Source organism: Sorangiineae bacterium MSr11954 (genome assembly GCA_037157815.1).
GTDB lineage: Bacteria > Myxococcota_A > Polyangia > Polyangiales > Polyangiaceae > Pendulispora > Pendulispora albinea.
Genome location: CP089984.1, coordinates 174699 through 197843, shown reverse-complemented (window position 1 = coordinate 197843; position 23145 = coordinate 174699). Strand labels below are relative to the sequence as shown.

At 66.3% G+C, this 23145-nt stretch carries 20 protein-coding genes; 10 read left to right on the top strand and 10 right to left on the bottom strand.

Translation table 11 applies throughout. The annotated features are described in order from the left end of the window. Window positions 1-69: 69 nt before the first annotated feature. Window positions 70-2394, bottom strand: a complete 2325-nt coding sequence (locus LZC94_00815; GenBank protein WXB15820.1) for a hypothetical protein — start codon at window positions 2392-2394, stop codon at window positions 70-72. Window positions 2395-2577: 183 nt separating this feature from the next. Here LZC94_00815 and LZC94_00810 point away from each other — a divergent pair, with 183 nt between their 5' ends. Beyond that, complete coding sequence (locus LZC94_00810) at window positions 2578-3483, top strand: hypothetical protein (GenBank protein ID WXB15819.1); 906 nt, start codon at window positions 2578-2580, stop codon at window positions 3481-3483. A gap of 277 nt (window positions 3484-3760) precedes the next feature. Beyond that, window positions 3761-4303: a hypothetical protein gene (locus LZC94_00805; protein ID WXB15818.1), complete on the top strand. Its 543-nt coding sequence runs from the start codon at window positions 3761-3763 to the stop codon at window positions 4301-4303. On the opposite strand, the gene LZC94_00800 is transcribed toward LZC94_00805, so the two are convergent. Continuing rightward, a complete protein-coding gene (locus tag LZC94_00800) occupies window positions 4295-5320 on the bottom strand; it encodes an alpha/beta fold hydrolase (GenBank protein WXB15817.1) in 1026 nt (341 codons plus the stop codon). The two genes, LZC94_00805 and LZC94_00800, sit on opposite strands and share 9 nt — an antisense overlap. A gap of 197 nt (window positions 5321-5517) precedes the next feature. On the opposite strand from LZC94_00800, the gene LZC94_00795 reads away from it, so the two are divergent. Continuing rightward, window positions 5518-6240: a DsbA family oxidoreductase gene (locus LZC94_00795; GenBank protein WXB15816.1), complete on the top strand. Its 723-nt coding sequence runs from the start codon at window positions 5518-5520 to the stop codon at window positions 6238-6240. Window positions 6241-6284: 44 nt separating this feature from the next. On the opposite strand, the gene LZC94_00790 is transcribed toward LZC94_00795, so the two are convergent. The 8 genes from LZC94_00790 to LZC94_00755 all read right to left on the bottom strand — a co-directional run bounded on the left by LZC94_00790 (window position 6285) and on the right by LZC94_00755 (window position 14923). Beyond that, the gene (locus LZC94_00790; protein ID WXB15815.1) at window positions 6285-6887 is read right to left on the bottom strand and encodes a hypothetical protein; all 603 of its coding nucleotides are present in this window, start codon (window positions 6885-6887) and stop codon (window positions 6285-6287) included. Window positions 6888-7195: 308 nt separating this feature from the next. Continuing rightward, entirely contained in the window at window positions 7196-8326 is a 1131-nt protein-coding gene (locus LZC94_00785) for a M56 family metallopeptidase (protein WXB15814.1), read from the bottom strand. Further along, the gene (locus LZC94_00780) at window positions 8319-8780 is read right to left on the bottom strand and encodes a BlaI/MecI/CopY family transcriptional regulator (protein ID WXB15813.1); all 462 of its coding nucleotides are present in this window, start codon (window positions 8778-8780) and stop codon (window positions 8319-8321) included. Before LZC94_00780 ends, LZC94_00785 begins: the two co-directional genes overlap by 8 nt. Before the next feature lie 382 nt (window positions 8781-9162). Next, on the bottom strand, window positions 9163-10371 hold the full coding sequence (locus tag LZC94_00775) for an FG-GAP repeat protein (protein ID WXB15812.1): 1209 nt from the start codon (window positions 10369-10371) through the stop codon (window positions 9163-9165). A 209-nt stretch (window positions 10372-10580) separates the two neighbouring features. Further along, window positions 10581-11954: an SGNH/GDSL hydrolase family protein gene (locus tag LZC94_00770; GenBank protein WXB15811.1), complete on the bottom strand. Its 1374-nt coding sequence runs from the start codon at window positions 11952-11954 to the stop codon at window positions 10581-10583. Between the two features lie 61 nt (window positions 11955-12015). Further along, the gene (locus LZC94_00765) at window positions 12016-12651 is read right to left on the bottom strand and encodes an MmcQ/YjbR family DNA-binding protein (GenBank protein WXB15810.1); all 636 of its coding nucleotides are present in this window, start codon (window positions 12649-12651) and stop codon (window positions 12016-12018) included. A gap of 50 nt (window positions 12652-12701) precedes the next feature. Further along, on the bottom strand, window positions 12702-14390 hold the full coding sequence (locus tag LZC94_00760; protein WXB15809.1) for a chloride channel protein: 1689 nt from the start codon (window positions 14388-14390) through the stop codon (window positions 12702-12704). Continuing rightward, window positions 14387-14923, bottom strand: a complete 537-nt coding sequence (locus tag LZC94_00755; protein WXB15808.1) for a MarR family transcriptional regulator — start codon at window positions 14921-14923, stop codon at window positions 14387-14389. Before LZC94_00755 ends, LZC94_00760 begins: the two co-directional genes overlap by 4 nt. 111 nt (window positions 14924-15034) lie before the next feature. On the opposite strand from LZC94_00755, the gene LZC94_00750 reads away from it, so the two are divergent. The 7 genes from LZC94_00750 to LZC94_00720 all read left to right on the top strand — a co-directional run bounded on the left by LZC94_00750 (window position 15035) and on the right by LZC94_00720 (window position 23140). Beyond that, entirely contained in the window at window positions 15035-16000 is a 966-nt protein-coding gene (locus tag LZC94_00750; protein ID WXB15807.1) for an ornithine cyclodeaminase family protein, read from the top strand. After that, window positions 15997-17148 carry an FAD-binding oxidoreductase gene (locus LZC94_00745; GenBank protein ID WXB15806.1) on the top strand — a complete coding sequence of 384 codons (1152 nt, stop codon included), beginning with the start codon at window positions 15997-15999 and terminating at the stop codon, window positions 17146-17148. Before LZC94_00750 ends, LZC94_00745 begins: the two co-directional genes overlap by 4 nt. A 46-nt stretch (window positions 17149-17194) precedes the next feature. Next, window positions 17195-18013 carry an ATP-binding cassette domain-containing protein gene (locus LZC94_00740; GenBank protein ID WXB15805.1) on the top strand — a complete coding sequence of 273 codons (819 nt, stop codon included), beginning with the start codon at window positions 17195-17197 and terminating at the stop codon, window positions 18011-18013. 69 nt (window positions 18014-18082) lie between these two features. Further along, on the top strand, window positions 18083-18757 hold the full coding sequence (locus LZC94_00735) for a response regulator transcription factor (GenBank protein ID WXB15804.1): 675 nt from the start codon (window positions 18083-18085) through the stop codon (window positions 18755-18757). After that, complete coding sequence (locus LZC94_00730) at window positions 18754-19869, top strand: ATP-binding protein (protein ID WXB15803.1); 1116 nt, start codon at window positions 18754-18756, stop codon at window positions 19867-19869. Before LZC94_00735 ends, LZC94_00730 begins: the two co-directional genes overlap by 4 nt. A 23-nt stretch (window positions 19870-19892) precedes the next feature. Further along, window positions 19893-21824: a hypothetical protein gene (locus LZC94_00725; protein WXB15802.1), complete on the top strand. Its 1932-nt coding sequence runs from the start codon at window positions 19893-19895 to the stop codon at window positions 21822-21824. Window positions 21825-21835: 11 nt separating this feature from the next. Then, complete coding sequence (locus tag LZC94_00720) at window positions 21836-23140, top strand: DUF1501 domain-containing protein (GenBank protein ID WXB15801.1); 1305 nt, start codon at window positions 21836-21838, stop codon at window positions 23138-23140. The last annotated feature ends 5 nt before the right edge of the window (window positions 23141-23145 follow it).

Genomic DNA, 23145 nt, shown 5'->3' with positions numbered 1-23145 from the left:
TAGACACCGGTGTCATTGTGCCATAGCGAGGCAGTCGCGCTCGAGTCTTCTTTCCACCCTTTCGTCGATTTAGGGAAGGCCCCAGAATCGATTGGTAGGCTTGCCCGCAGGTGCAATCGTCCAATTCGATGTGTTGCCTCGGGTGACGAGGAGGACATCGTCGTTGCGCGTCAAAACCACTTGTAAGGTGCCATCGCCGTTCGTCGTAAAGGGAACGGGGCGGCCATCGGGCAAGGCGCGCACATCGTAGGGTCCCGGAAGGTTGCCGGGATCGATCCGACAAGGCTCACCTGCAAGGCTCTTGATTCGAATGAATTGCGTCTTACCGCCGCGCCGGACCGCGCTCACCACGAAGGCGCCCTCGGCCCGCACGTTGTGCAAGGTCACATCAGCCCATGCGGCGGGCACGGCAGGAAAGACGCGTACCGTGTTACCCCAACTTTGCAGTAGCATATCGTGCATGCTCTGCGCGCCCGACAAGGGCGTCTCGATGACCGGGCCCGACTCCTTGTACATCGTGTTGGGCTGCACGTACTTGTCGAACAAGGTCACGAGCTGGCCGCGCGCCTTGTCGCCCTCGCGAAGGAGGGCATACATCGAGGCGGATCCCGTAAACGTATATCCCTGCAGCGCCCCCGTGTAACCGAGCCAGTGCGCCATCGATTTGGTCAGCGCATCGCGGTTCGCGCGGCTCGTCGTCACGTCCAGCTCGTACAGCGGATAGAACCCGAGCAAGTGCGAATAATGCCGGTGCGAGGACGTGAGCTGCACGTCGGCGCCGATCCAAAAGCCGTTGGTCGCGTCCTGCGGCGGCGGGGCGAGGTGCTCGAGCACGTCCTGCCACGTGGGCGCGAGCGGATCATGGAGCCCCAGGCGGGCGTCGGCTGCGAGCAGGGTGGAGGCGCCCCAACGCAGGAGCGCGAGATCGTAATTGCAATCGGCCGTGGACGCATATTCGGGCGAGAACGTCCTCGGCAGGTGGTAAACGCCGGCCGCGTCCTTGGTCAGAAAATGCAGATAGAAATTCACCGATTTACGCAGGAGCGGGAACACGAGATCGCGAAGCACGCCGTCATCCATGGTGTGGCGGTATCCGAGCCACGCGTTGTGCAGCGCCCAAATCAGGTTTCCGACCTCGGGATCGCCGCTGCTCCCCGGCAAGGCCACCGTCGCCGTCACCAGATCTTCCTGGCTGGTGCGCGCCATGCCCACCGAGTCGCCCCGATAGTCCTCGGGCAGGTTGGACACCAAGTTTTCGCGGTAGCGATCGAGCGAAGCGGTCAGCGAGTCGAGCTCGCGGTGGTTGGTGGCGTCGATCAACCAATATTCGAGCTGCACATTGAGGTTCCACCAAACGCCGGGCCAAGGGGTCTTCTCGAGCCAGGGCCCGGTGGTGCTCAGCACCGGCCGGTCGCGGCGGGTGGCGCTGGCCATTTTGTAGAGCTGAATCCAATAGAAGCTCTCGAACCGCGTATCGGACATCGACACGAAGCTCTTTGGATAAAAGGCGTGCCACCACCCGAGGTGCTCGGCGCGCAGCCCACTCGCGCCCTTGGTCCGCGCAGCCGCCAGGGTCTTCGATGCCGCGGCGGCGGCCGTGCTCTCCGGGTAGCTGTGGGCCACGGTCAGGAGCAAGGTCTGCGCCTTGCCATCGGGCGCGCTCTGCCATTGGCTGACGGTCTGACCGCCCGCCGCCAAGTTTTGCGTGCAGGTGCCGCCGTCGCCGCTCGTGCGAAGAACGGGGTCGGGGTTGGTCTTCAAGCCATCGGGCGCAGGCTTGAAATCCAGGCGGGGGCTTCGCGCCTGCGCCGGCACGAAGCTCCAGGCGGCCTTCTCCGCGCCGGACTTCACGGTGGTCGATACGACCAGCACATCGCGCTGGGCGTGCACATAGGCGCGCACCGAGAGCACGCCCTTGGTGGTGGTGACGGTGCCCGATAGCTCGGCGTCCCAGAGCGACAGCCGCAGATCCACGTCCGATACGTCGCCCGCCGTGTTCAGAACGAGCTCGCCAATGGGGAGGCGCGCATTCCCAAAGAGCGAACCGCCCGTACCTTGATGATCGCGAACGCGCGTATCACCGAGCTTGAACGAGATGCGCTTGGCCGCGCCGGTCTGGTACACGGAGGCGCCCAGCGCACCATTGCCGAGAAAGGGGCCCTGGTAAAAGCTCGTCGGCACCGAGCGCCATACGGGATCGAGCCCGCCGAGGTACGAGGACCATGCCGCGTCGGTCGACATGGTGTCATCGAGACTCCACGCAAAGGCTCCCACGTGGCTCGGCGCAGACGACCCTGCGCTCGATTCGAGGGCGGTAGGCCCATCGCAGGCGGCCGCCAACGCGACCGACCCCGCCATGAGCCGCATGATCCACCGTGTCCACAGACGTTTCATGGATTCCTCCAAGCGCGTGGGGCCGCGACCGATGTTGCTGCGACCGCGATCTATTAGTAAAGTTTCTTAACAAATGCAAGGCGGCGCCTTTCGTGCGCCCTGGTGGAGCGGACGACGTACACTGGAGCCCTTCCGATGCGACGTGGATGGGCAGGTGCAATCACGCTTGGACTGGTTGGGGCCATGGCATCGTGCGCCGGCATTCTTGGAATCGACGATCTTCCCGAGCGGCGGCCCTCGGTCGAAGGGGGTCCCCCGCAGGCGGATCCGGAGGCGGGCGGCGGCGCGTGCGATCCTCGAAAACCGTTCGGGGCGCCGCAGCCCATCCCGGGCATCGGCTCGGCCGGGATCAATGGGTGGCCGTGGATCTCGGAGGATGAGACGATCATTTATTTCTCGCGGGTCGGCAGCGCTACGGATTTCGATATCTACCGCGCCACGCGTACGAGCCGCTCGGAGCGTTTCGACCATGTCGAGCGGGTGAGCGCCTTGGCGACCTCGGTGGACGACGTCGATCCCAATTTGACGGGCGATGCATCGACCATCTACTTCGTCCGGCGGATCGAGCAAACCAGCTACGATCTCTATATGGCCACCCGCGACGGCGGCGGAGACTTCTCGGAGCCGGTGCCCATACCGGGGCTCAACACGGCGCGATACGACGGTTTGCCGTTCTTCTCCGCCGCGAGCAACGAGCTCTGGTTCGGCTCGAACCGCGGCGATACGGGGTTCGCCCTTTACGTGGCCAAGCTCAATGGAACGTCGTTCGGTGCGCCGGCGCGGGTGGCGGAGATCGACACGGCCGGCCACGAGAACGCGCCCGTCCTCAGCCTCGACGCCAAGACGCTCTACTTCGCCTCCGGTCCCCGCGGAGATCCCGCCGAACAAGGCCACTACGATATTTGGACTGCGCGGCGCGAGGACGTGAGCAAGCCGTTCGAAGCGCCGACCATCCTCCCCACGGTGAGCTCCCCGGAGCGCGATATGCCGGCCGCCATCTCCCGCGATGGATGCCGCCTGTATCTGACGCGGTACATGGAGGAGGTGCCCGCCCACTACAACATTTACGTCGCCGAACGCCCTCGGTGAGGTGCGGGCCGCCCGCGCGCGGCGGACTACATGAACGTGCGGTTACATGTGGCCATCTGCGACCGCAGGGCGATACGAGGTGTCTGCGCGCCGCGCGCGCGCCGGTCGAGGAAAACGCGGACATGCGTGCACGTGCGGTCGCCGACGAGGTGTGGCCGCTGCTTTGCACTAGGTGCGAACGCGCGGTTCCGGAGGCGCCGCACGCTTTCGAGGACCGATTCGTTACCAAGTTATCGAGGTGTTCGCCTGCGCGAACATCGTAGGAGAGCTATCGCTCATGACTTATTCTTCCTTAACTTTTCTTTCCGCCATCTCCATCGCCTTGTGCCTCGCGGGGACGGCGTGCAGCAGCAACGACGATCCGCCCCTGCGGCCCAATCCGAATCCGCAGTCCGATCCGAGCCCCGATCCAAAAACCGTCGCGAGGGCCCGAGACTATTGCATTCAGCTGAGGAACAGCGTCGTCGCCGCAGCCGCTCGTTGTGGCAATGCGGAAAAAGAGGTGCGCGCGGCCTTCGACGCGGAGTTCGGGAGCGGCTGCTACAAGGTCGTCGGGGTCCGCAACGAAAACGCGCTTCGACTCAAATGTATCCCGTCGTTCGAGACCATCTCCTGCACCGATTTCAACGCCGCGAAATGGGAACCGAGCTGCGAGAAGCAACTCCTGATGCCCAAAAGCTCGCTCACCGCGCGCTCGCCCGAGCTGGAACCGTCCGAGCTGGGGCCGTCCGAGCTGGGGCCGTCCGAGCACGCCCCGGAAAACGCGGACGAGCCTTCGAACGACGCCCTGAAGTCGCTGGTCGGCGATCCGTCAGAGTGAGCTCGCGAGCAGCTCGCGCAGCACACCATCGAGGAAATCCGTATCGGGCGGGTTGATGCCGAGACCCGCCAGATGCCCCCACACGCCGGGGATGACGCGCACATCGCCGTTGGGGATGAATTGGCTCGCCCATTTCTCGTCCTCGGGCGGGAAGTAGAGGTCCTTCTCCGCGGGCACGGCGACGGTGCGCGCGCGGATGGAGCCGAGGGCCCGGCGGACGTCGCCATCGCTCCCCGGGGTGGTGCCGATGTCCGCGTGCTTCCACGTCCACAACATGGCCAACAGATCGTTGGCGTCGTGGCTCCCGAAGTCCTTCTCCCAAAATCCGACCAGAAAATCCTCGAGCGACTCGAACCCGAGCTGCCGGTGGAGCTTTTCCCAATAGAAGGCCTGGGAGAAACCCCAACCCGCATAGACGCGTGAAAACGCGCGCAGGCCCTTCCTCGGCTGCTGCTCGTAAAAGCCACCGTTCCACCCGGCATCGGCGGTCAGGGTAGCCTCCAGCCCTTCGAGAAAGACGATGTTGTGGGGCGACGTCGTCGACGATCCGCAAAACGGTAGTGCGCGTTTCACGAGAGCGGGATAGCTGACCGCCCACTGGTACGTCTGCAAGCCCCCCATCGACCAACCCGTGACCAGCTCCAGCCGCTCGATCCCGAACCGCTCGGTGACCAAGCGGTGCTGCGCGCGCACGTTGTCCCGCACGGTGATGTGCGGAAAGTTCCCGCGATCGTGCGGCGGCGGCGTGTTCGACGGCGAGGACGAGAGGCCATTGCCGAACATGTTCGGCACGATGATGAAGTACTTCTCCGGGTTCAGCGCACGTCGGGGCCCGATGAGCCATTCATTGTCCGAATGCCGCGCGCCGTACGCCGTCGGATAGACGATGGCGTTGGATCGGTCGGCGTTCAGGGTGCCGTAGGTTTTGTAGACGAGCTTCGCAGGCCGCAAGGTGGCGCCTTGCTCCAACTCGAAGTTCGGCAGCTCGAACACCTCGGAGTCTTGCGGATCGGACATGACCGCACGCATAGAGCCGCGTCCCGAGCGATTCCAGGTAGGACATCGCTTGGGGTCGGCAAATGCCGCAACGCGAGCGCGGTCTTCGCGGCGCCCGAGCGTGTTTTTCGCGCTGCGCAATCGTTGTGCGTAGGGCCTCTTCGCGGATCCTGCCAGGACTGGCACGGGGATCATCGTGCGTTACCTTGCGACCCACGATGAAGAGGAGATTGGCCGTCGACATCTGGTCCGACATCGCTTGCCCCTGGTGCTACATCGGAAAGCGCCGGCTGGAGGCCGCGCTCGAGCGCTTCCCACATCGGGACGCGGTCGAGGTCGTGTGGCACGCCTTCGAGCTCGATCCAGCTGCGCCGCGGGTGCGCGATCCGAATGTGTCCTATGCCGAGCGCCTCGCCGGCAAATACCGAACGACTCAGGTCGAGGCGCAGCGGAGCATCGATCGCATGGTCGCCGTGGCCAAGGGCGACGGGCTCGACTTTCAATTCGAGCGCATCAAGCCCGGAAATACGTTCGATGCCCACCGGGTGCTGCACTTTGCCCATGAGCGCGGCGTGCAGGATGCCGTGAAGGAGCGTTTTCTACGCGCGTACATGACCGAGGGCGAGGCCATCGGCGAGCGCGAGGTGCTCGTGCGCCTGGCGAGCGAAGCCGGGCTCGACGCGGACGAGGTCCGCCACCAGCTCGAGACGAACGCCCACGCCGAGGCGGTGCGCGCCGACGAGGAGCAAGCGCGCGATCTCGGCATCGAAGGCGTGCCGTTCTTCGTGCTCGGGGGTCGCTACGCCGTCTCCGGCGCGCAACCCGCCGAGCACCTCCTCGCCGCGCTCCAGCGCGCCTGGAAGGATCTCGAGGCAAAACCCATCACCTTCGCCGAAGGCGACGCCTGCGGGCCCGATGGGTGCCCTGTTCCAAACGCGTAGAATCAACTCCAAGGAAGCAGAATACGGGCGCCTTCCGGCGCGCTTCAACGCGCGCGCGTGAAGTCGCTCGTGCGGTTCGTCTCCCAGGTGCGGCCGCCGTCGTAGGAGAACGCTTGCTCCCAGCGCGCGGTATCGGGCCCGGATTTGGTCCAGATGTAGCGCACCTTTATGGGCCGGCCTTTGTCTTCGTCCTCCCCGTAGAACTCTCCGCGATTGCCGGTGAACCCGCCCACGTTGGGGTTCTCGAGCTTCCCGACTTTGCCGTTGATTTCATAAATGGACCATTGGCGTTTCGCGAGATCGAAGACGTTCACCGTCGCCCCGGAGCCTCTGCCGGGCGATTCGCTCTCCTCGACATTGACCATCCCGCCGAGGTAAGCCACGGATTTGGTGGTGCCCGAGTAGGTCTCCCAATCGTTGCTTCCGACGCCGCGCTCCTTGAGCCGCCGCCTCACCACGTTCCAGTTTCCGACGAGATAATCGAAATCGTGGACATCGCCCGTCGGCGTGCGGATCGTCTCGCCCGATGTCTCCGTGGAGCTCGCGCGGGCCTCGGGCGCGCGCGGCTGCGGCTGCGATCCGCCGCACGCGCCGAGCAGGAAGCTCGACGCGAGCAGCGCGAAGGCGAGGTTACTTCGCTCCGCCATCACAATTGTGTCCGCTGGAGGCCTCACCGGAGGTCGACGACCGGGACGCCGAGGCATACCCGGTCGACAGCGCGAGGCCGGCGGCGGCGACGGCGAGGAAGATGGCGAGTCGCCGAGCGATACGGGACGGTTTCGATTGAAACATGATGATCGTTCCTTTCGTGATTTTGCCCAACGTCGCGCGATGGGCGGTTCGAGCGTTCATAAGGTTAAGTTGTAGATACAAGTATTTTGGAAAGGCGCACGGATCCCTCCATGTGCCGGCGCGCCGATACGCAGGTATCCCTAGCTTGCTGACCGCGAACGGGTTACTTGGGGCCGCCGAGCTCCGTGCACGCGTGCGGCCTGGGCGAGTTGTCGTTCACCCACGTCTCGGGGAGCTTCACATCGGCCGCGGCCGCCCACGAGGTGGGCGCAAACCAGACGCAGGCTGCGAGGACGAGGCCGGCGGCGCCGAGGAGCATGGCGGCGCGCCTCTGGGTGCGCGGCGGCGGCGCATGGCACGCGCGCGAGGGCGATAGAAGGAGCGCGATGCGCCGCGAGAGCGTGGAGTCGGCCATGGGGACCGTCCCCTTCATGCCGTTGGCCATCGACAGCCGCTGCGCCAGCTCCAGCAAAAAATGTGCATACTGCAGGGGTCTATCTTGCGCGACCCGCGCATCGACGCTGGCCTCGCGCGCCACCGCGATCTCGCCCAGGAAGCTCGCGCCCAAGGGGTGCCCCGTGAAGACGAGGCGCGCCAGCCCCACCAGGAAGGCCACGCGGAGATCGCCGCGCTCGACGTGCACCAGCTCGTGGTGCAGCACGAAATCGAGCTGCTCCTCGGAGAAGGCCGCGAGCTCCGCGCGCGGCAGCACGATGCGCGGCGAGAGGAACCCGGTCGCAAAAGGGGCCTCCGTCTCGTCCGAAACCAAGAGCACCGGCGCGCGCATCCCGAGCCGCTCGGCCACCACGGCCGCGCGCGCCTGCACGTGCAGCGGCGCCTCGGTCGCCCGCGCGCACACGCGCCCGAGCCGCACATGGCCCACCACCGTGCGCACGAGCGAAACCACGACCAGCGCGCCCCAGAGCAACGCGACCACGGCGAGCGCATGCCCCACCGGCGACGCGGACCACTCCGACGGACCGACCCACGGCCGCACCCAGTCCACCGCCGCGCGCACCGGCGCCGCCTCGGACCACTCGCGGCTCCACGGCCCTTGCCACCCCTGCTCCGAGAGCCCCGCGCCGCTCTCCCGAAGCGATGGAAGCAGGAGCATCGACGCAGCGCCCATCCACGCGAGGACGAGGGTCCGATACCGGAACGTCGGCGACGCCAAGAGCGATCCGCACTTGCGGCCCTTCGCGAACGGCACACGCAAAACCAGCGCACACCCGAGGAGCGATCCCCACGCGAGCACGATGCCCAATCCAAACGTCGAGAGGGTCAGCTTATCCATGTTGCTTGCTCGATTTTGCACGTACCCGCGGCTCCCGTGAAGACTCCGCGGCCTGTCCTTCCGTCTTCAACCTCGACTCGATTTCGCTCTTCAGCGCCTCCAGCTCGTCGCGCGTCCAGGTCTCGTCCTCGAGGAGCCCGACCACCAGGCTCTCCGCGCGCCCGCCAAAGAGCCGGTCGACCAAATCGCGAACGTGCCTGCGCTGGACCTTGGAGACGGGGGCGGTCGCCCGGTACACGTGCGCCCGCCCCCCATCCGGATGCGGCTCGTGCCGCACGTATCCCTTTTGCTCCAAGATGCGCAACATGGTCAGCGCCGTGGTGTACGCCACCGGCCGCGGCAAGTGCTCGACCACGTCGTGGACGGTGGCGACCTCGCGCTTCCAAAGCACCTGCATGACCTCCGACTCTGCTCGCGTGAGCATCGGGGGCTTTTCGGTCGCGTCCTTGGACATGACTAAGAGCTTAGTACTAACGTCTTAGTTGTCAACGGCAGAAGCACCCCTCGGTGAAGGCTCTGCATAAGGCGCCACAACGAGGGCATGAGGCGCCACAACGGCGGTTCGAAGGGCTCAGGGGAGCCCGAAGACGCCCCCCTCACGGGTCCCGACTTCTGAACCGGGCTGCCCACGAGGCAGGTGTTTCCGTGAAGCTTCGTCGCAACGCCTCGGCAAAGGCACCACACCCCGGGGATTTCGGACCGCTCACGGGAGCCCGAAGACGTATACCTCACCGGGTCCCCGCTTCTGGACCGGGCTGCCCACGAGGCAGGTGTTTCCGTGAAGCTTCGTCGCAACGCCTCGGCAAAGGCACCACACCCCGGGGATTTCGGACCGCTCACGGGAGCCCGAAGACGTATACCTCACCGGGTCCCCGCTTCTGGACCGGGCTGCCCACGAGGCAGGTGCTTCCATGCATGGCCACGGTGTATCCGAAGCTGTGGAGCTTCGCCGGATCGCCCGAGGTGAATTTGTGGCGCTGCGTCCAGCCCCCGTCGGCCGCCCGTCCAAACACGTAGGCCCCGCCCAACTCCTCCCCCCAGGTCTTTGCGGCGTGAAGTGTCCCCGCTACGACCGTCGCCCCGGATGCGGCGATGCTGCCGCCAAATTGCAGATTGGGTTTGCCGTCGGCGGGGAGCAGTTTGGCCTGCTCCACCCACCCCGCGCCGGACTCGGCGAAGGCATAGGCCGCGCCCGCGGTCGCCGCGATCGTGTTGTCCCCCGGAGCGCCCACGGCGAGCGTACCCCCGTGGAGCGAGAGGACATAGCCGAACAGGCCCTCGGAGGTCGTCGCGCTGGGAAGCAGCTTTTGCTGCTGGGTCCAACCTTGGGTCGCGTGCGCATAGAGGTACACGGAGCCCGAGTACTGGCCGCGATCGTCGTCGCCGGGGGCGCTCACCGCGATGCGGTCGCCTTCGATGCCGACCGCCCAGCCAAAGGCTTCTTCCGCGGCCCCATCGCTCGCAACGAGCTTTTTCGCGAGCGACCAGGTCGCAGCCGCGCGCGTGTAGACGAAGGCGGCGCCCGCGTTCGACCCCCCCGCGGGATCCATGGGCCATCCGAGCACGAGCTCGTCTCCATCCATCGCGATCGATGGAAAGTAGGTGTGCGATCCTTGCGTGGAGGCCGGCGGCGCGATCTTTTGCGTCAAACTCCACGTGCCGCCCGAGCGCATGAAGACGTACACGCCTTGATGGGCCGCCACCGCGAGTGTATCGCCCTGCAGCGCAATCGCGCCGTATTCGAGTGGATCGCCGGTAACGAACCGCTGCTGCTCGGTCCAAGTGCCTCCTTGCCGCGTGAACACATAGAGTACCACGGCGGTTCCCGGTACCGTGCTTTGCCCCACCACGACCGCCGTATCACCGTCGATGGCGACTTGATAACCAAACCAATCGTTCTCGACCGCATCGCTCGCGGTGAGCACCGCCTGGGGGGCCGCCGCTGCCGCAAGGAGATTCGCTGCGCGATGCCCTGGCTCGGGATCCGAGGAGCTCTCTCCCGCGCCGCACGCCCCCACCGCCACCGCGGTGAGAACGAGCGCCATACGCTGACCCCACGTGCGGCGTTCCATTCGGAGTTTCGAGACTGTGTTGCAAATACCAACGTTCGAATCCATAAATCCCTCCTGGGGGTTCGAATAGCCAGGATGAACGACATCCTTACACGCCCGATTCATCCGAAATGGCGAGCCAATTGCGCCAATCGGTGACGCGCCTCACGGTGCGATGGGTATCGACGATTCGAAGGCCGCGATCACGGTGCGGGGGTATCGACGATTCGAATGTCGTCCACGTAACCGCGATACGCGCCCGTGTTGGCGGGTTGATCGTAACCGAGGTGGATTCGATCGATCGTCTTGCCCGCGAGCCGCCCCAGATTGGCGCGCACGAGGTTCCATTGGTTCACCGCGAGGTGCTTCCCCTCCCCTTGAAATTGCGGGTGAACGCGGGCGCCGAATTGATCGACCACCCCGGAGTCGCGCAGGTTGGAGCCGTCGGTCATGGCAAAATCGAGGGCCACGAAGGTGCCGTTCGCCTGTTGCGGATAAATCCAATACGAGAGCACGGTATCGGTGCTGATGGGGATATGCACGTCGAAGACACGATTGTACGAATACGACGGCCCCGAGGCGCTCTTGTCGCTGCCGGAGTACATCAGCGCGCTCACACCGCCGTGCGCCAGCTCGTTGCGCGGCGAGGACTCCATGCGGGTCAGTCCGCAACAGGGATAGCCGCCAACGTTCGTGCTCGCCTCGACGGTGTCCAGCCACGCGGGCGCCGTTTGCCCCGCCTCCAAGCCGGTGACGACGTGCGGCCACTCGCGCCCGTCGGCCAAGATGCGCTCCAGGGACGCGTACCAGAGGCTCGCCATTTTGGCGTAACCCGAGTCGTTCGGGTGCAAGGTATCGGCGAGGTCCGCGTTCGAGAGCGCGTGGAACATGTCGACCATGCGCACGCGTTTGCCTTGCGCCACCTTGCTCTGCACGATGCCGGGGATGGCCGCGTTGAAGGTGGCGATCCGGCCGTTGATGGCGCCATCGAGCGCGGGCACCACTTGCGCGACCACCACGGTCGCGCCGGGCGCGCCGGCCAGGATCTGGTCGATGAGGGCGTTGAGTCGGTCGGGGGCGGTGCCCACTTGGTAGTTCTGATTCATATCGTTGGTGCCGATATGCAAAAGAACGATTTGCGGCTTGGACGTGGCGAGCCAGCCGTCGATCTTGGCGGCAATTTGATCGATGCGCCAGCCGGAATGCCCCTCGTGATCGATGTCGGGCAGCTGCCCATCCCGCTGCGAGCCGACGAAGTCGATGGGATATCCCGCCAAGCCCACCATGCGCTGCCACAGCTCGGCGCGGTAGCTGGACGTGGTGCTGCTCCCCGCACCATGGGTGATGGAGTCGCCCAGCGGCATGATGGCCACGGCGGCCGCCTCGTTCGCACGCGCCTCGTGCGCCGTTCGCAACGCGGGCGACGTCTCGCGCAAACCCTGCTCGTCACCCGCTTCGCTGTTCGCACACGGCGCCGTGCACGAGGCTGCGAACACGGACGCGACGAGCGCGGCCCACCGCAACCTCGATAGGAGGGGCAGCCGCGCACCCGATTCGGCGACAACGTTGTCATTCATTCCCCATGAGCGACTCGCTTCGACGGCCATCGTGACCTCCTTGGTTCGATTTCGGATCGAACTAACGTGTACGTTTTACGGCACTTCGTTTCACCGTGCTCGTTTTCGCAGCAGAGGCGGCGGCAGCCGCCGCGGGCACCTTCCGTTTTGCGGCGGCAGCAGCAGGCGCCTTCCGTTTTGCGGCGGCGGCAGCAGCAGGCGGCACCTTCCGTTTTGCGGCGGCAGCAGCGGCAGGCGCCTTCCGTTTTGCGGCGGCAGCAGCAGCAGGCACTTTCCGCTTTGCGGCGGCAGCCGCGGGCACCTTTCGCACAGGCGCCGAACCGCCCACCGCGGGAAGGCTCGCCACCAACTTTTTCGGCGCCAGGGCGCGGTAGCTCTCGTCAATCCACGACTTGAGCAAGTCCACGGGCGGCGTTTCCCCCTCCTCGAACTCCGCCGATACCCACCCGCTCCTTCCCAGACCATACGGCGTCGGCTTCGCAAATGGAAATAGCAGGGCCGCCTCATGCGAGTGCGGCAGCTTGCACGAGATGCGAAGAGGCTCGCCCTCCGCGCTCAGGAAGGCGAACGTTTTGTCCTTCACCGCCAGATCGAGGTGACCCGGCCAGGGGCTCTTCGTATGGGTCTCGGGGTACGCCAAGCCGAACGCGCGCAGCTCGGCGACGACGGCATCGGTCGGGTTTTTGCGACGCGGCATCGGTGCTCCTCGTGGGAACGATACCGCGCCCCGGTTCGAGGAGAAAGACGTCAGCGTGCGCGGCGCGCGAAGCTGCGCGGGAACGGCACCTTTCGCAGGAGAACGCGCTCGCGCCGCTGCTCCTCTTCGAGGTGGCGCACCCGCGCGGCGAGCATGTCCTCCAGCGTGATCTCGCCGACCACACCGGTGGGTTCGCGGCCGGCCACCACCGGGAGCCGCGTTCGAGCGGTTTGCGCCATGCGGTAAACGGCCGTTCGAAGCGGCTCGCCCGGGTGCGCGACCGGCATCTTCCCCGCCGCCGCCCCGGCGCCCTCACCAAAGGCGGCCACCGAGCGGGCCAGCGCATCGGAGTCGGTGCGCATCACCTCGCGCACGAAGAGGATCTCCAGCGGATCGGTGGCGTACTCGCGGCTCAAATGGAAGCCGCGCCGGCTCACTTTTTCGGTCAGGATCGAGCGCTTCAAGACCAGCACCGTAAAGGCGTGGGCCATCGGCACCGCCAGGAGCAGCGGGATCACCATGCTCCACGCGTGCGTGAGCTCCAGCGCAAACACGATCCCCGTGAACGGCGAGCGCATGGTGCCGCCCAGGATGGCCGCCATGCTGACCAGCGGCCAAAAACCGCGGCCCATATCGGGCAATACGTGCGCCTCGAGCCCCCCGAGCGACGCCCCCATGATGAGCAACGGCGCCAGCACACCGCCCGAGGTGCCCGAGCCGAGCGACACCACCCAGATCGTTGCCTTGACAACCATCAGCACCAAGAGGGCCTTTCCGAGCAGCTCACCATGGAGCAGCGCCTCGATGGTGTCGTACCCCACGCCCATGGCGCGCGGCTCGATCAAGCCGCCGATGCCGATGGTCAAGCCGCCGATGGCGGGCCACCACATCCAGTGAATCGGGAGCTTCAAAAAGGCGTCCTCGAAGAAGTAGACCCCGCGCGTGAGCAGCCCGGACATCGCGCCGGCCGCGAGCCCGCACGCGACGCTGCCGAGGACGAGCGACCACGTGGGGTGCACCTCGGCGGCCGCCAAGGACGGGACCGGAAAGATGGGCCCGACCCCCAGAAGATACGGGCGCACGCTGGCCGCCACCACGCTCGCGACGCTCACCGGGATCATGCTGCGCGGCTTCCACTCGAAGAGGAGGAGCTCCACGGCCAAGAGCGCCGCGGCCAGCGGGGCGTCGAAGGTGGCGCTCATGCCCGCGGCCGCGCCTGCGACCAAGAGCGTCTTGCGCTCGGCGCTGGTGAGCTCGAAGCACTGCGCGATGAGCGAGCCAAAGGCGCCGCCGGTCATGATGATCGGCCCCTCCGCGCCGAACGGACCGCCGGACCCGATCGAAATCGCCGACGAGAGCGGCTTGAGGAGCGCCACCCGCGGCTCGACCCGGCTGCCGCGAACGAGGATCGCTTCGATGGCCTCCGGGATGCCGTGCCCGCGGATCTTCTCCGAGCCGTAGCGCGCCAAGAGCCCGATGAGCAGCGCGCCGACCACCGGCACCAGCACCACCGCGTAGCCGAGGTGATGCTGCGCCGGCGATGCGTTCTCCAGGCTCACGCGCTGAAAGAAGAAGAGGTTCGTGAAGAGGGAAATGGCTTTGAGCAGGCCGAGCGCGAGGTACGCGCTGAGCACTCCGATGACCGCGGCGAGGAGCGTGAGCGGAACGACCCGCTTCGTGGTGGTGAAATCTCCGAGCTCCTCGGAGATCGGGGTCGCGTTTCTTGGCTCGGCAGTCATCGCTCGAATTCCTTGTCTGGCTTGTCTGGCTTGGCTGGCTTGGCTTGCTCGTCGCTCGCGTCGTTCTCGGGGTCGTCGTCTCTTTCGAGCTCGGGATCGTCGTCCTCGAGCGCCGGCCCCTCGCCCGTCACCAGGGCGGCGAGCGTCTCGAGCAAGGTGGGCGCGACCGAACGAAGCTCGGTGCGATGTGCGACCGCCAGCTTCTCGAGGAGGCGCCGGCCGCGCGGGGTGACCTCGAGGAGCACCTCGCGCCGATCGCGCTCGCTCGGTCGCTTCTTCACCAAGCCGTTTTCGGCCGAGCGGTTCACCAGCTCGACGGCGCTGTGGTGCTGGATTTGAAGGCGCTCGGCGATGCGGCCGATGGTGGGAAACTCTTCGGGCGGCAGCCCGTGGATCGCGAGCAGAAGCTGATGCTGCTGAGGCTCGAGCCCCACGGCGCGTGCGCTGGCCTCGCTGAAATTGATGAATCGACGGATCCGATAACGGATCTCCGCCAGCGCTCGGTACTCGGCCAGGGTGACGGCTTTCGGCACGAGGGGTATATATCGTCTCACGATATATTTGGAAAGGGCATCCCCCGCACGCCGATCTCGCGTCGCCGCAGAATTCGGTGTAAGACCAGTTGCGTGGCGTACGAGATGCTCGTGCTGAGCGCGTCGGACGTTCGAGAGCTGTACGACTGGGACCTCGCCATCGAGTCGCAGCGGCAGGCGTTCGCGCAGCTCGGGCTCGGCGCGGCCTGTTTGCCGGAGAAGCTCGTGCTCCCGGCCGGCGAGAATATGGCGCTCTGCTACGCCGCGCGCATGTCGGATGACACCGGCGCGGTGAGCAAGTTCATCAGCGTTCACCCGCACAACGGCGCGAAGGGTCTGCCGAGCGTGCAGTCGGTGGTGACCGCGCTCGATCCCGTCGACGGCCGGCCGATCGCGATCATCGACGGCAACGAAGTGACCACGCGCCGCACTGCAGCAGCGAGCGCCCTCGCGATCTCCCTCCTCAAGAGCGTCCCGGCGCACGTGCTCACCGTGCTCGGAAGCGGTGTTCAAGGCATGGCGCACATCCGCGCGATCCGCCGGGTTCATCGCTTCGATCAAGTGCGCATCTGGAGCCCCACGCGGGCCAACCGCGAGCGCGCCGCCGAGACCTTGCTCGCCGAGCTCGGCATCGACGTGGTCGCCTACGCCGATGCGCAGTCGGCGGTGGAGGGCGCTTCGGTCATCGTCACGTGCACCTCGAGCGAGGAGCCGGTGCTGCGCGGCGATTGGCTGTCACCCGGGGCCACCGTGCTCTCCGTGGGATCGTTCACGGAGACGCGCTCCGAGATCGACACCGTGGCCACCGGGCGCGCGAGCGTGCTGGTGGTCGATCACGTGCCGACCGAGGTCGCGCACGGAGGTCTCATCGTCTCGGCGCTCCGCCGCGGCGAGCGCAACGTCGAGGATCTCGTTCCGCTCTCCGACGTGGTGCTGGGCCGCCATCCGGGGCGCCGCCACCGCGACGAGATCATCGTGTACAACAGCGTGGGCGTCGGCGTGCAGGACGCCGCCGCCGCTTGGGCACTCATCGACCGCGCCCGGCAGGCGGGCCGCGGAACCAGGATCGCACTATGAGCGAACTGCCTTCGAAGGCCGCGGCCGTCATCATCGGCGGTGGCGTGATGGGAACGAGCATCGCGTTTCACCTGGCCGAGGCTGGGGCCGAGGGCATCGTGCTCCTCGAGCAGAACGAGCTCGGCTCCGGCTCCACGTGCAAGGCCGCCGGCGGCGTGCGCGCGCAGTTCTCCGATCCGGTCAACATCCAGCTCGCCCAGCGCAGCTTGGAGGCCTTCGCGCGCTTCCCCGAGCGCCCCGGCCAGGAGATCGACTTTCGCCGCGCGGGCTATCTCTTTCTCCTCTCGCGCGACGAAGACGTTCGCGCCTTCGAGCAGAGCATCGCGCTGCAACGCGAATACGGTGTGCCCAGCCGGCTCATCGAGCCCAAAGAAGCCAAACGACTCAGCCCGCTCATCGAGACGGACGGTCTCCTCGCGGCGGCCTTCAGCCCCGACGACGGCCTCGCCACGCCGGAGGCCGTCGTCTACGGGTACGCGCGGGGCGCACGCCAGCGCGGGGTTCATATCGCCACGCAGTGTCGGGTGACGAACATCGAGACCCGCGGAGGGAGCATCCGGCACGTGGACACATCGCTGGGATCCATCGAGACGGGCACGGTGATTTGCACGGCCGGCGCGTGGTCGCGCGAGGTCGGCGACATGGTGGGCGTCGATCTTCCGGTCACGCCCTACCGCCGTCAGGTGCTCTTTACGGAGCCCATGGCGAGCTTGCCGCCGATGCCCATGACCATCGATTTCGCCACCTCGTTTTACTTCCACGCCGAAGGGCGCGGGCTGCTCGTGGGCATGTCGTACCAAGAGGAGCCCCCCGGCTTTCACCTCGATCGCAACGACGCGTGGGTTCCATCCTTGCTGGCGGCCGCGGAGAGACGCGCGCCCGCGGTGGGGAGCGCCGGCATCGCCAGCGGCTGGGCGGGCTTGTACGAGATCACCCCCGATCACAACGCCATCGTGGGCGAGGCGCCGTCGCTGTCGCGCTTCCTTTACGCGACGGGGTTTTCGGGCCATGGTTTTTTGCAAGGCCCGGCCATTGGGGAGACGATTCGCGATCTCTACTTGGGCCGTGAGCCCGCGGTCGACGTCTCCGGCCTCTCCGCCGCCCGCTTTACCGCCGGCGCCACGCGCCCCGAACGAAATATCGTATGACGAGTAAGACGACGATGACGAAAGCCGCACCCATCGAATGACGCGTATGACGAACGAGACACCCCCGCTCATCGACATCCACGACGCGGAAGTGTATCGAGGCGACACGCGCGTCTTCGAGCACCTGTCGCTGCGCATCGAGCAAGGGAGCCACACGGCCATCCTCGGCCCCAACGGCGCCGGCAAATCGACGTTGCTGCGGCTCCTCTCGCGCGAGATTTACCCGGTGGCGCGCGCGGGCTCCTGGGTCCGCATCCTGGGCGAGGAGCGCTGGAACGTCTTCGACCTGCGCAAGCAGCTGGGGCTCGTTTCACACGAATTGCAAATGCAATACGAGCGCAGCGTCCGCGGCCTCGACGTGGTGCTCTCCGGGTTCTTCGCCAGCGTGGGCGTGGGCTACTTTTCGCACTTGCAGCCGACGGCCGATCAGCGCGCGCACGCCCAGGAGGTGCTGACCGAATTGGGCGCGGCGGAGCTTTCGCAAAAGCCCATTGGCGCCATGTCGTCCGGGGAGCAGCGCCGCTGCCTCCTGGGGCGCGCCTTGGTGCACAATCCACGCATCTTGGTGCTGGACGAGCCCACCGCGAGCCTCGATATGAAGGCCAAGTTCGAGTTCATCGCGCTCATTCGCAAGCTCGTGCACGAGCAGCGCACATTGGTCTTGGTGACCCACCACGTCGACGAGATCCCGCCCGAGATCACCCGCGTGGTGCTCCTGCGCAAAGGTCACGTCGTCGCCGATGGGCCGAAGTCGGAGGTGGTGACGAGCGCGCGCCTGTCGGATCTCTTCGATACGCCGCTGCATTTGCTCGAGCACCAGGGCTTCTTCCAAGCCGTACCCGACGGCGCCCGCGCCAACGTGTAACGTACGCCACCGCGGCGCGATTTTCCTCCGGGTCGCGGCATCGGCGCGGCGGTGCTATCCCTTCCCAGCATGGAAGGTCGCATCTTGCTCGTGGAGGACGACCGTCTCCTCGGCGCCCAAGTGGTCGAGCACCTTCGCGAGGCGGGGTTCGAGACCCTCTGGTGGACGGAGGGCAAATCGCTCACGCCGCCCATCGCCTCCGGCATTCGTCTCCTGATCCTCGATTTGATGCTCCCGGGTGAATACGGGATGGACATCCTCAAAGGGCTGCGCGCCTTCTCGGAGGTCCCCGTGTTGGTCCTCAGCGCGCGCAACGACTCCTTCGACAAAGTGCGCGCGCTGAAGCTCGGCGCCGACGATTACCTGACCAAGCCCTTTTGGCCCGAGGAGCTGGTGGAGCGGGTGCGCGCACGGCTTCGCCGCCCGACGATGCAGCGCGAGGGCGCGCTCGAAGCCGGCCCGGTCCGCGTCGACCCCGAGCATCGCACGGCGAAGGCCGGCGGAAAATCCGTGGAGCTCACCCGGGTCGAGTTCGACATTTTGGCCGCGTTGGTCCGCCGCGCCAACGCGGTCGTCACGCGCCGGTGGCTGGTGGAGAACGTGCTCGATCCCGACCGCGACGGGACGGAGCGCACATTGGACGTGCACGTCTCGCGCATCCGGAAGAAGCTCGGCCAGGAGAACCTCATCGAGACGGTGTGGGGCCTCGGCTACCGCCTTCGCGTACCGCGGGCCGAGCCATGAGGCTGCGCCTCCGCGTCGCGCTGGCCACCGTCGCGGCCATCGTGCCCATCATGACGCTCATCGCGTGGGCGCGGCTGCACGAGCGCGAGACCTTGCTCGCGGAGGACACCGGGCGCGAGGCGTTGCGGCGCCGCGCCATGATGATGCGGCAGGACGGGCCGCGGCCGGCGCGCCTGGGGCTCGTGTTCCCGGTGCACGTTCTTTTGCCGGTCACCTTGGTGGCGTTCGGCGCGGTGCTGCTGGCCACGGGCCCCATCGTTCGAAGGGTGCGGCGGCTCACCAAAGAGGTAAACGACTCGGCCAAGGACGACTACCGCAACACCATCACCGTTCGCGGCGACGACGAGATAGGCGAGCTGGCGCGCGCCTTCGTGGAGGCGGGCGACGCGATCCGTACGCAGATGGCGCGGCAGCAGCGGCGCGAACGAGCGTTGCGCGCGTTCCTGGAGAACACGACGCACGACGTGATGATCCCCCTCACCGTGCTGCACGGCCATCTGGCGGCCTTTCGGCAGCGCGCCGAGCAGGGCCAGCTCCTCGACCCGGCGAGCATCGTGCCGGCGATGAACGAGGCGCACTACATGGCTTCGCTCGTTCACAACCTGGCCCTGGCCGCCGCGCTGGAGGCCGGTGAGCCCGAGCTCCGGCAGGATTCGGTGAGCCTCGGCGAGGTGGTCGAACGCGTCGTGGGCCGCCACGCGCCCATCGCGCGGCAGCGGCGCATCCAGCTCGATCACGCGATCCCCGAGGAGCCCCTGCGGGTGCGCGGCGATGTCACGATGATCGAGCAGGCGCTGAGCAACATCGTCTCCAACGCCGTCCGCTACAACCACGACGAAGGGCATGTGGCGGTGCTCCTCGAGGCCAGGGGCGCAGGCCGCTTCGTGCTGCGGGTGACGGACGATGGCCCCGGCATCTCCGAGGAGGAGCGCGCCCGTCTCGTCGAACGGCACGTCCGAGGAGACGCCGCGCGCTCCCGCGAGCCGCAAGGGCGCGGGTTGGGCTTGCACATCGCCTTCTGCGTCGCACGCGCGCACGGCTGGGATCTGCGCCTCTCCGCGCCGCCCGAGGGTGGATTTCAGAGCGAGATCGACGGCTTCAGAGAAACTTAAGATCTCGCCTCCAGAGTCGCCTCATGACCACGACGACGACGTGCCGCTGGGCGGCCACGGCGGTGGCGCTCGCCTCCGTTCTGGCATCCTGCAGCGGCGACTCCGAATCGCACGCCGAGCTTCCTTCGCCCGTCGCTTACACCGCCAAGGTGAAGAACTTGCTCACCGGCCTCCCGCCCACCGACCAGGAGGCGGAGACGGCCCTCGCCAACCCTTCTGCCCTTCCGGGGCTCATCGACACCTGGATGGAGACACCCGAGTTTCGTCAGAAGATGCTCGAGTTCTTCAAACAGGCATTCCAGCAAACGCAAATTGGCTTTCTTCAATTCGAAGATCAAATCGGCGGCAAGCTCCCGGGCCTGACCCCGGCCGTGACGGCGCGCCTGGTTCGCAGCGCCGAAATGAGCTTTCCCTTCACGGCCATGCAGCTCGTGGACGAGGGACGCCCGTTCACCGAGACCGTGGCCACCGAGCGCTTCGTGCTCAACCCGCCGCTCATGGCCTTGCTCGCGTACTTGGACAACGTCACCATCGACGACGACGCGGTGACGTCCAGCACCCTGGTCTCCAAGTACGGAAATGCGCTCCAATTCGTGCTCCATTACGACGACACGACCTCGGTCCCCTTCGAAGCGTCGATCGATCCGAAGAGCCCCCACTTTTTGCACTTCTACGAGCCGTGCCCGCGGAAGAACGGCATACCCAAGTGCGAGGTCATCGAATTGAAGCAACCGACGCGGGTCGATCAGGCCCTATTGACCTATCTCTTCAATCAAAAGTTCACCGAGGCCGACTGGAACGACTGGCACATGGTCCAGGTGCGCCCGCCGTCGCCAGCCGAGGAGGCCTCCATGTATTGGAGCCTCCCCGACTTTCGCAGCAAGCGCGAGCTGGTCCTGAACGTACCGCGCGTGGGCTTCATGACCACGCCGGCGTTCTTCGCCAATTGGCCCACCAACGCGAGCAACCTGGCCCGGGTGACCATCAACCAGACCTTGATCGTGGGCCTCGGCTATAGCATCGCCAGCTCCGAGGCCACGCCGGTCAGCGAGACGGGGAAGCCGGACGCCCAGCACTCCGCGCCCGGCACCACCTGCTTCGCGTGCCACCAGACCCTCGATCCCATGCGAAACTTCGTTCGGCAGAGCTTCTCGGTCACGTACCATCGGCAAACGCAGGAGCTGAAACCCGAGCAGCAAGTGGCCAAATTCGTCCTCGACGACACGGTCGCCGGAGGGACGGGCGTGCGCGATCTGGCGGCCATCGTCGCGCAGCATCCGCGCTTCGCCCCGGCGTGGGTGCAGAAGCTTTGCCACTACGCGAGCTCGAGCCCCTGCCTCGATTCGGATCCCGAGTTCGTTCGCGTGACGAACGTCTTCCGCGACGCCCATTACGATTTCAAATCCCTCGTACGTGAATTATTCAGCTCACCGCTGGTAACGTCGGCCGTCCCCACCGCGTCGTACCCGGAGCCGCCGGCGACCATCGCGCGCCGCGACCATTTCTGCGCGGCGCTGCAGAATCGCCTGGGGCTGGCCGATGTGTGCGAGTTGAACGCGACCGCCCCCACCCCGATTCAGAACTTGGCCTTCGGCGTCCCCGGTGCCAGCTACGCCCGCGGCGTGGCGACCCCGCTCTTGCCGCGGGAGCCCAATCTGTTCTTCACCTCCGCGGTGGAAAATCTTTGCCAGCGCATGGCCGAGCGCGCGGTGGATCCCCCCGCGTGCCTCCCCGGACAGCGCTGCTTCTCCAGCGCCGATCCAGAGGCCATCCGCGATCTCGTGCGCATCGTCATGGCGATTCCTCCGTTGGATGCGCGATTCGACGACGTGCGCAACATCCTCACCGAGCACCACGACGAAGCCGTGAAAGCAGGATACAGCGCGACGGACGCGCTCCGATCCACCTTCGTGCTCGCGTGCACCTCCCCTTCCAGCAGCGCCATGGGCCTTTAGGAGACGTTCTCATGATGAATACCAGCCGTAGAAGTCTCTTGGCCCAGGGTCTCTTCGGGGCAGGTTGGCTCGGTTTACGTGCCCTGGCCACGGGCCTGCCTGCCTCTTTTCTGCTTCGAGCCGAATCAGCACGGGCGGATGAATACGCGGAGCCCGAGTGCGCCGAGGCGGGCCAAGCGCGGTTCCTCGTCCTCAGCGTGAGCGGCGACGGGGATCCCATCAACGCCAATGCTCCGGGGACGTACCTCGATCCCGGGGTGATCCATCCGGATCCGGCGCTCGCTCCCAAAATGGCGCCCACCCCGTTCAAGCTGGGGCAGGTCGAGACGACGGCCGCGCAGCCTTGGTCGACATTGCCCGAGTGGGTGCGCGCGCGCACGTGCTTCTTTCACATGGCCACCATGACCACGATTCACCCGGACATTCCCAAGGTGCTCGCGCTCATGGGGGCGACCCAAGGGGGCGAGATGCTGCCTTCGCTCCTTTCGCGGTACCTGCGGAGCTGCCTGGGCACCATCCAAGCGGCCCCCGCGTCCCTGGTGGGCGCGACCCGTCCCGAGTACATCACCTTCGACGGCAATGTCATTCCGAATATGAACCCCGTCGCGTTGCGCGACGTGCTCATTCATCCCCAAGGCGCGCTCGCGCAATTGACCGCGCTGCGCGACAAGAGCATGGACAAGCTGCACGCGCGGCTCAAAGCGAAAGGGTCGGCGTCGCAGCGGGCCTTCGTGGACGGCCTCGCCCGCTCGCGCAACGAGACGCGCGCCATCTCCGACAAGCTGGTGAGCGATCTGACGCAGGTGAAGGACAACGACGTGGCCGGTCAAATCATCGGGGCGGTGGTGTTGATCGCCATGAACGTGACCCCGGTGGTGGTGATTCGCATCCCCTTCGGGGAGGACAACCACGCGGACTTCAATTTACTGAAGGAGAGCGAGCAGACGATCTCCGGCGTCAGCCACATCGCTACATTGATGAGCACACTGCAAAGCTACGGGCTCGAAGATCGGGTCACCTTCGCCACCCTCAACGTGTTCGGGCGAACCTTGAAGCAATTGGGCGCCAAGGGCCGAAATCATTGGGCCGATCACCATGTCTCCGTGATGATTGGCAAATCGATTCGGGCCGGCGTCGTCGGCGGCATCGCGCCCGGCTCGTCGCAGGACTACACCGCGATCCCCATCGGGGACGTGCCGGTGCACGAGACCTTGGGCGCGTTCGGAAAAACATTGGCCCGCGCCGTGGGCGTACCGCAGCAGGTGCTCGACGCGAGCATCGGCAAAGGCAAAGTCGTGGCATCGGCCTTGGCTTGAAGGGA

Bases quoted from the DNA above. Each gene is read 5' to 3' on its own strand.
- LZC94_00805 (WXB15818.1), top strand. From the start codon at position 3,761: ATGACTTATTCTTCCTTAACTTTTCTTTCCGCCATCTCCATCGCCTTG.
- LZC94_00800 (WXB15817.1), bottom strand. From the start codon at position 5,320: ATGTCCGATCCGCAAGACTCCGAGGTGTTCGAGCTGCCGAACTTCGAG.
- LZC94_00760 (WXB15809.1), bottom strand. From the start codon at position 14,390: ATGACTGCCGAGCCAAGAAACGCGACCCCGATCTCCGAGGAGCTCGGA.
- LZC94_00790 (WXB15815.1), bottom strand. From the start codon at position 6,887: ATGGCGGAGCGAAGTAACCTCGCCTTCGCGCTGCTCGCGTCGAGCTTC.
- LZC94_00780 (WXB15813.1), bottom strand. From the start codon at position 8,780: ATGTCCAAGGACGCGACCGAAAAGCCCCCGATGCTCACGCGAGCAGAG.
- LZC94_00795 (WXB15816.1), top strand. From the start codon at position 5,518: ATGAAGAGGAGATTGGCCGTCGACATCTGGTCCGACATCGCTTGCCCC.
- LZC94_00730 (WXB15803.1), top strand. From the start codon at position 18,754: ATGAGGCTGCGCCTCCGCGTCGCGCTGGCCACCGTCGCGGCCATCGTG.
- LZC94_00735 (WXB15804.1), top strand. From the start codon at position 18,083: ATGGAAGGTCGCATCTTGCTCGTGGAGGACGACCGTCTCCTCGGCGCC.
- LZC94_00720 (WXB15801.1), top strand. From the start codon at position 21,836: ATGATGAATACCAGCCGTAGAAGTCTCTTGGCCCAGGGTCTCTTCGGG.
- LZC94_00740 (WXB15805.1), top strand. From the start codon at position 17,195: ATGACGAACGAGACACCCCCGCTCATCGACATCCACGACGCGGAAGTG.
- LZC94_00810 (WXB15819.1), top strand. From the start codon at position 2,578: ATGGCATCGTGCGCCGGCATTCTTGGAATCGACGATCTTCCCGAGCGG.
- LZC94_00785 (WXB15814.1), bottom strand. From the start codon at position 8,326: ATGGATAAGCTGACCCTCTCGACGTTTGGATTGGGCATCGTGCTCGCG.
- LZC94_00765 (WXB15810.1), bottom strand. From the start codon at position 12,651: ATGCCGCGTCGCAAAAACCCGACCGATGCCGTCGTCGCCGAGCTGCGC.
- LZC94_00770 (WXB15811.1), bottom strand. From the start codon at position 11,954: ATGAATGACAACGTTGTCGCCGAATCGGGTGCGCGGCTGCCCCTCCTA.
- LZC94_00745 (WXB15806.1), top strand. From the start codon at position 15,997: ATGAGCGAACTGCCTTCGAAGGCCGCGGCCGTCATCATCGGCGGTGGC.
- LZC94_00815 (WXB15820.1), bottom strand. From the start codon at position 2,394: ATGAAACGTCTGTGGACACGGTGGATCATGCGGCTCATGGCGGGGTCG.
- LZC94_00725 (WXB15802.1), top strand. From the start codon at position 19,893: ATGACCACGACGACGACGTGCCGCTGGGCGGCCACGGCGGTGGCGCTC.
- LZC94_00775 (WXB15812.1), bottom strand. From the start codon at position 10,371: ATGGCGCTCGTTCTCACCGCGGTGGCGGTGGGGGCGTGCGGCGCGGGA.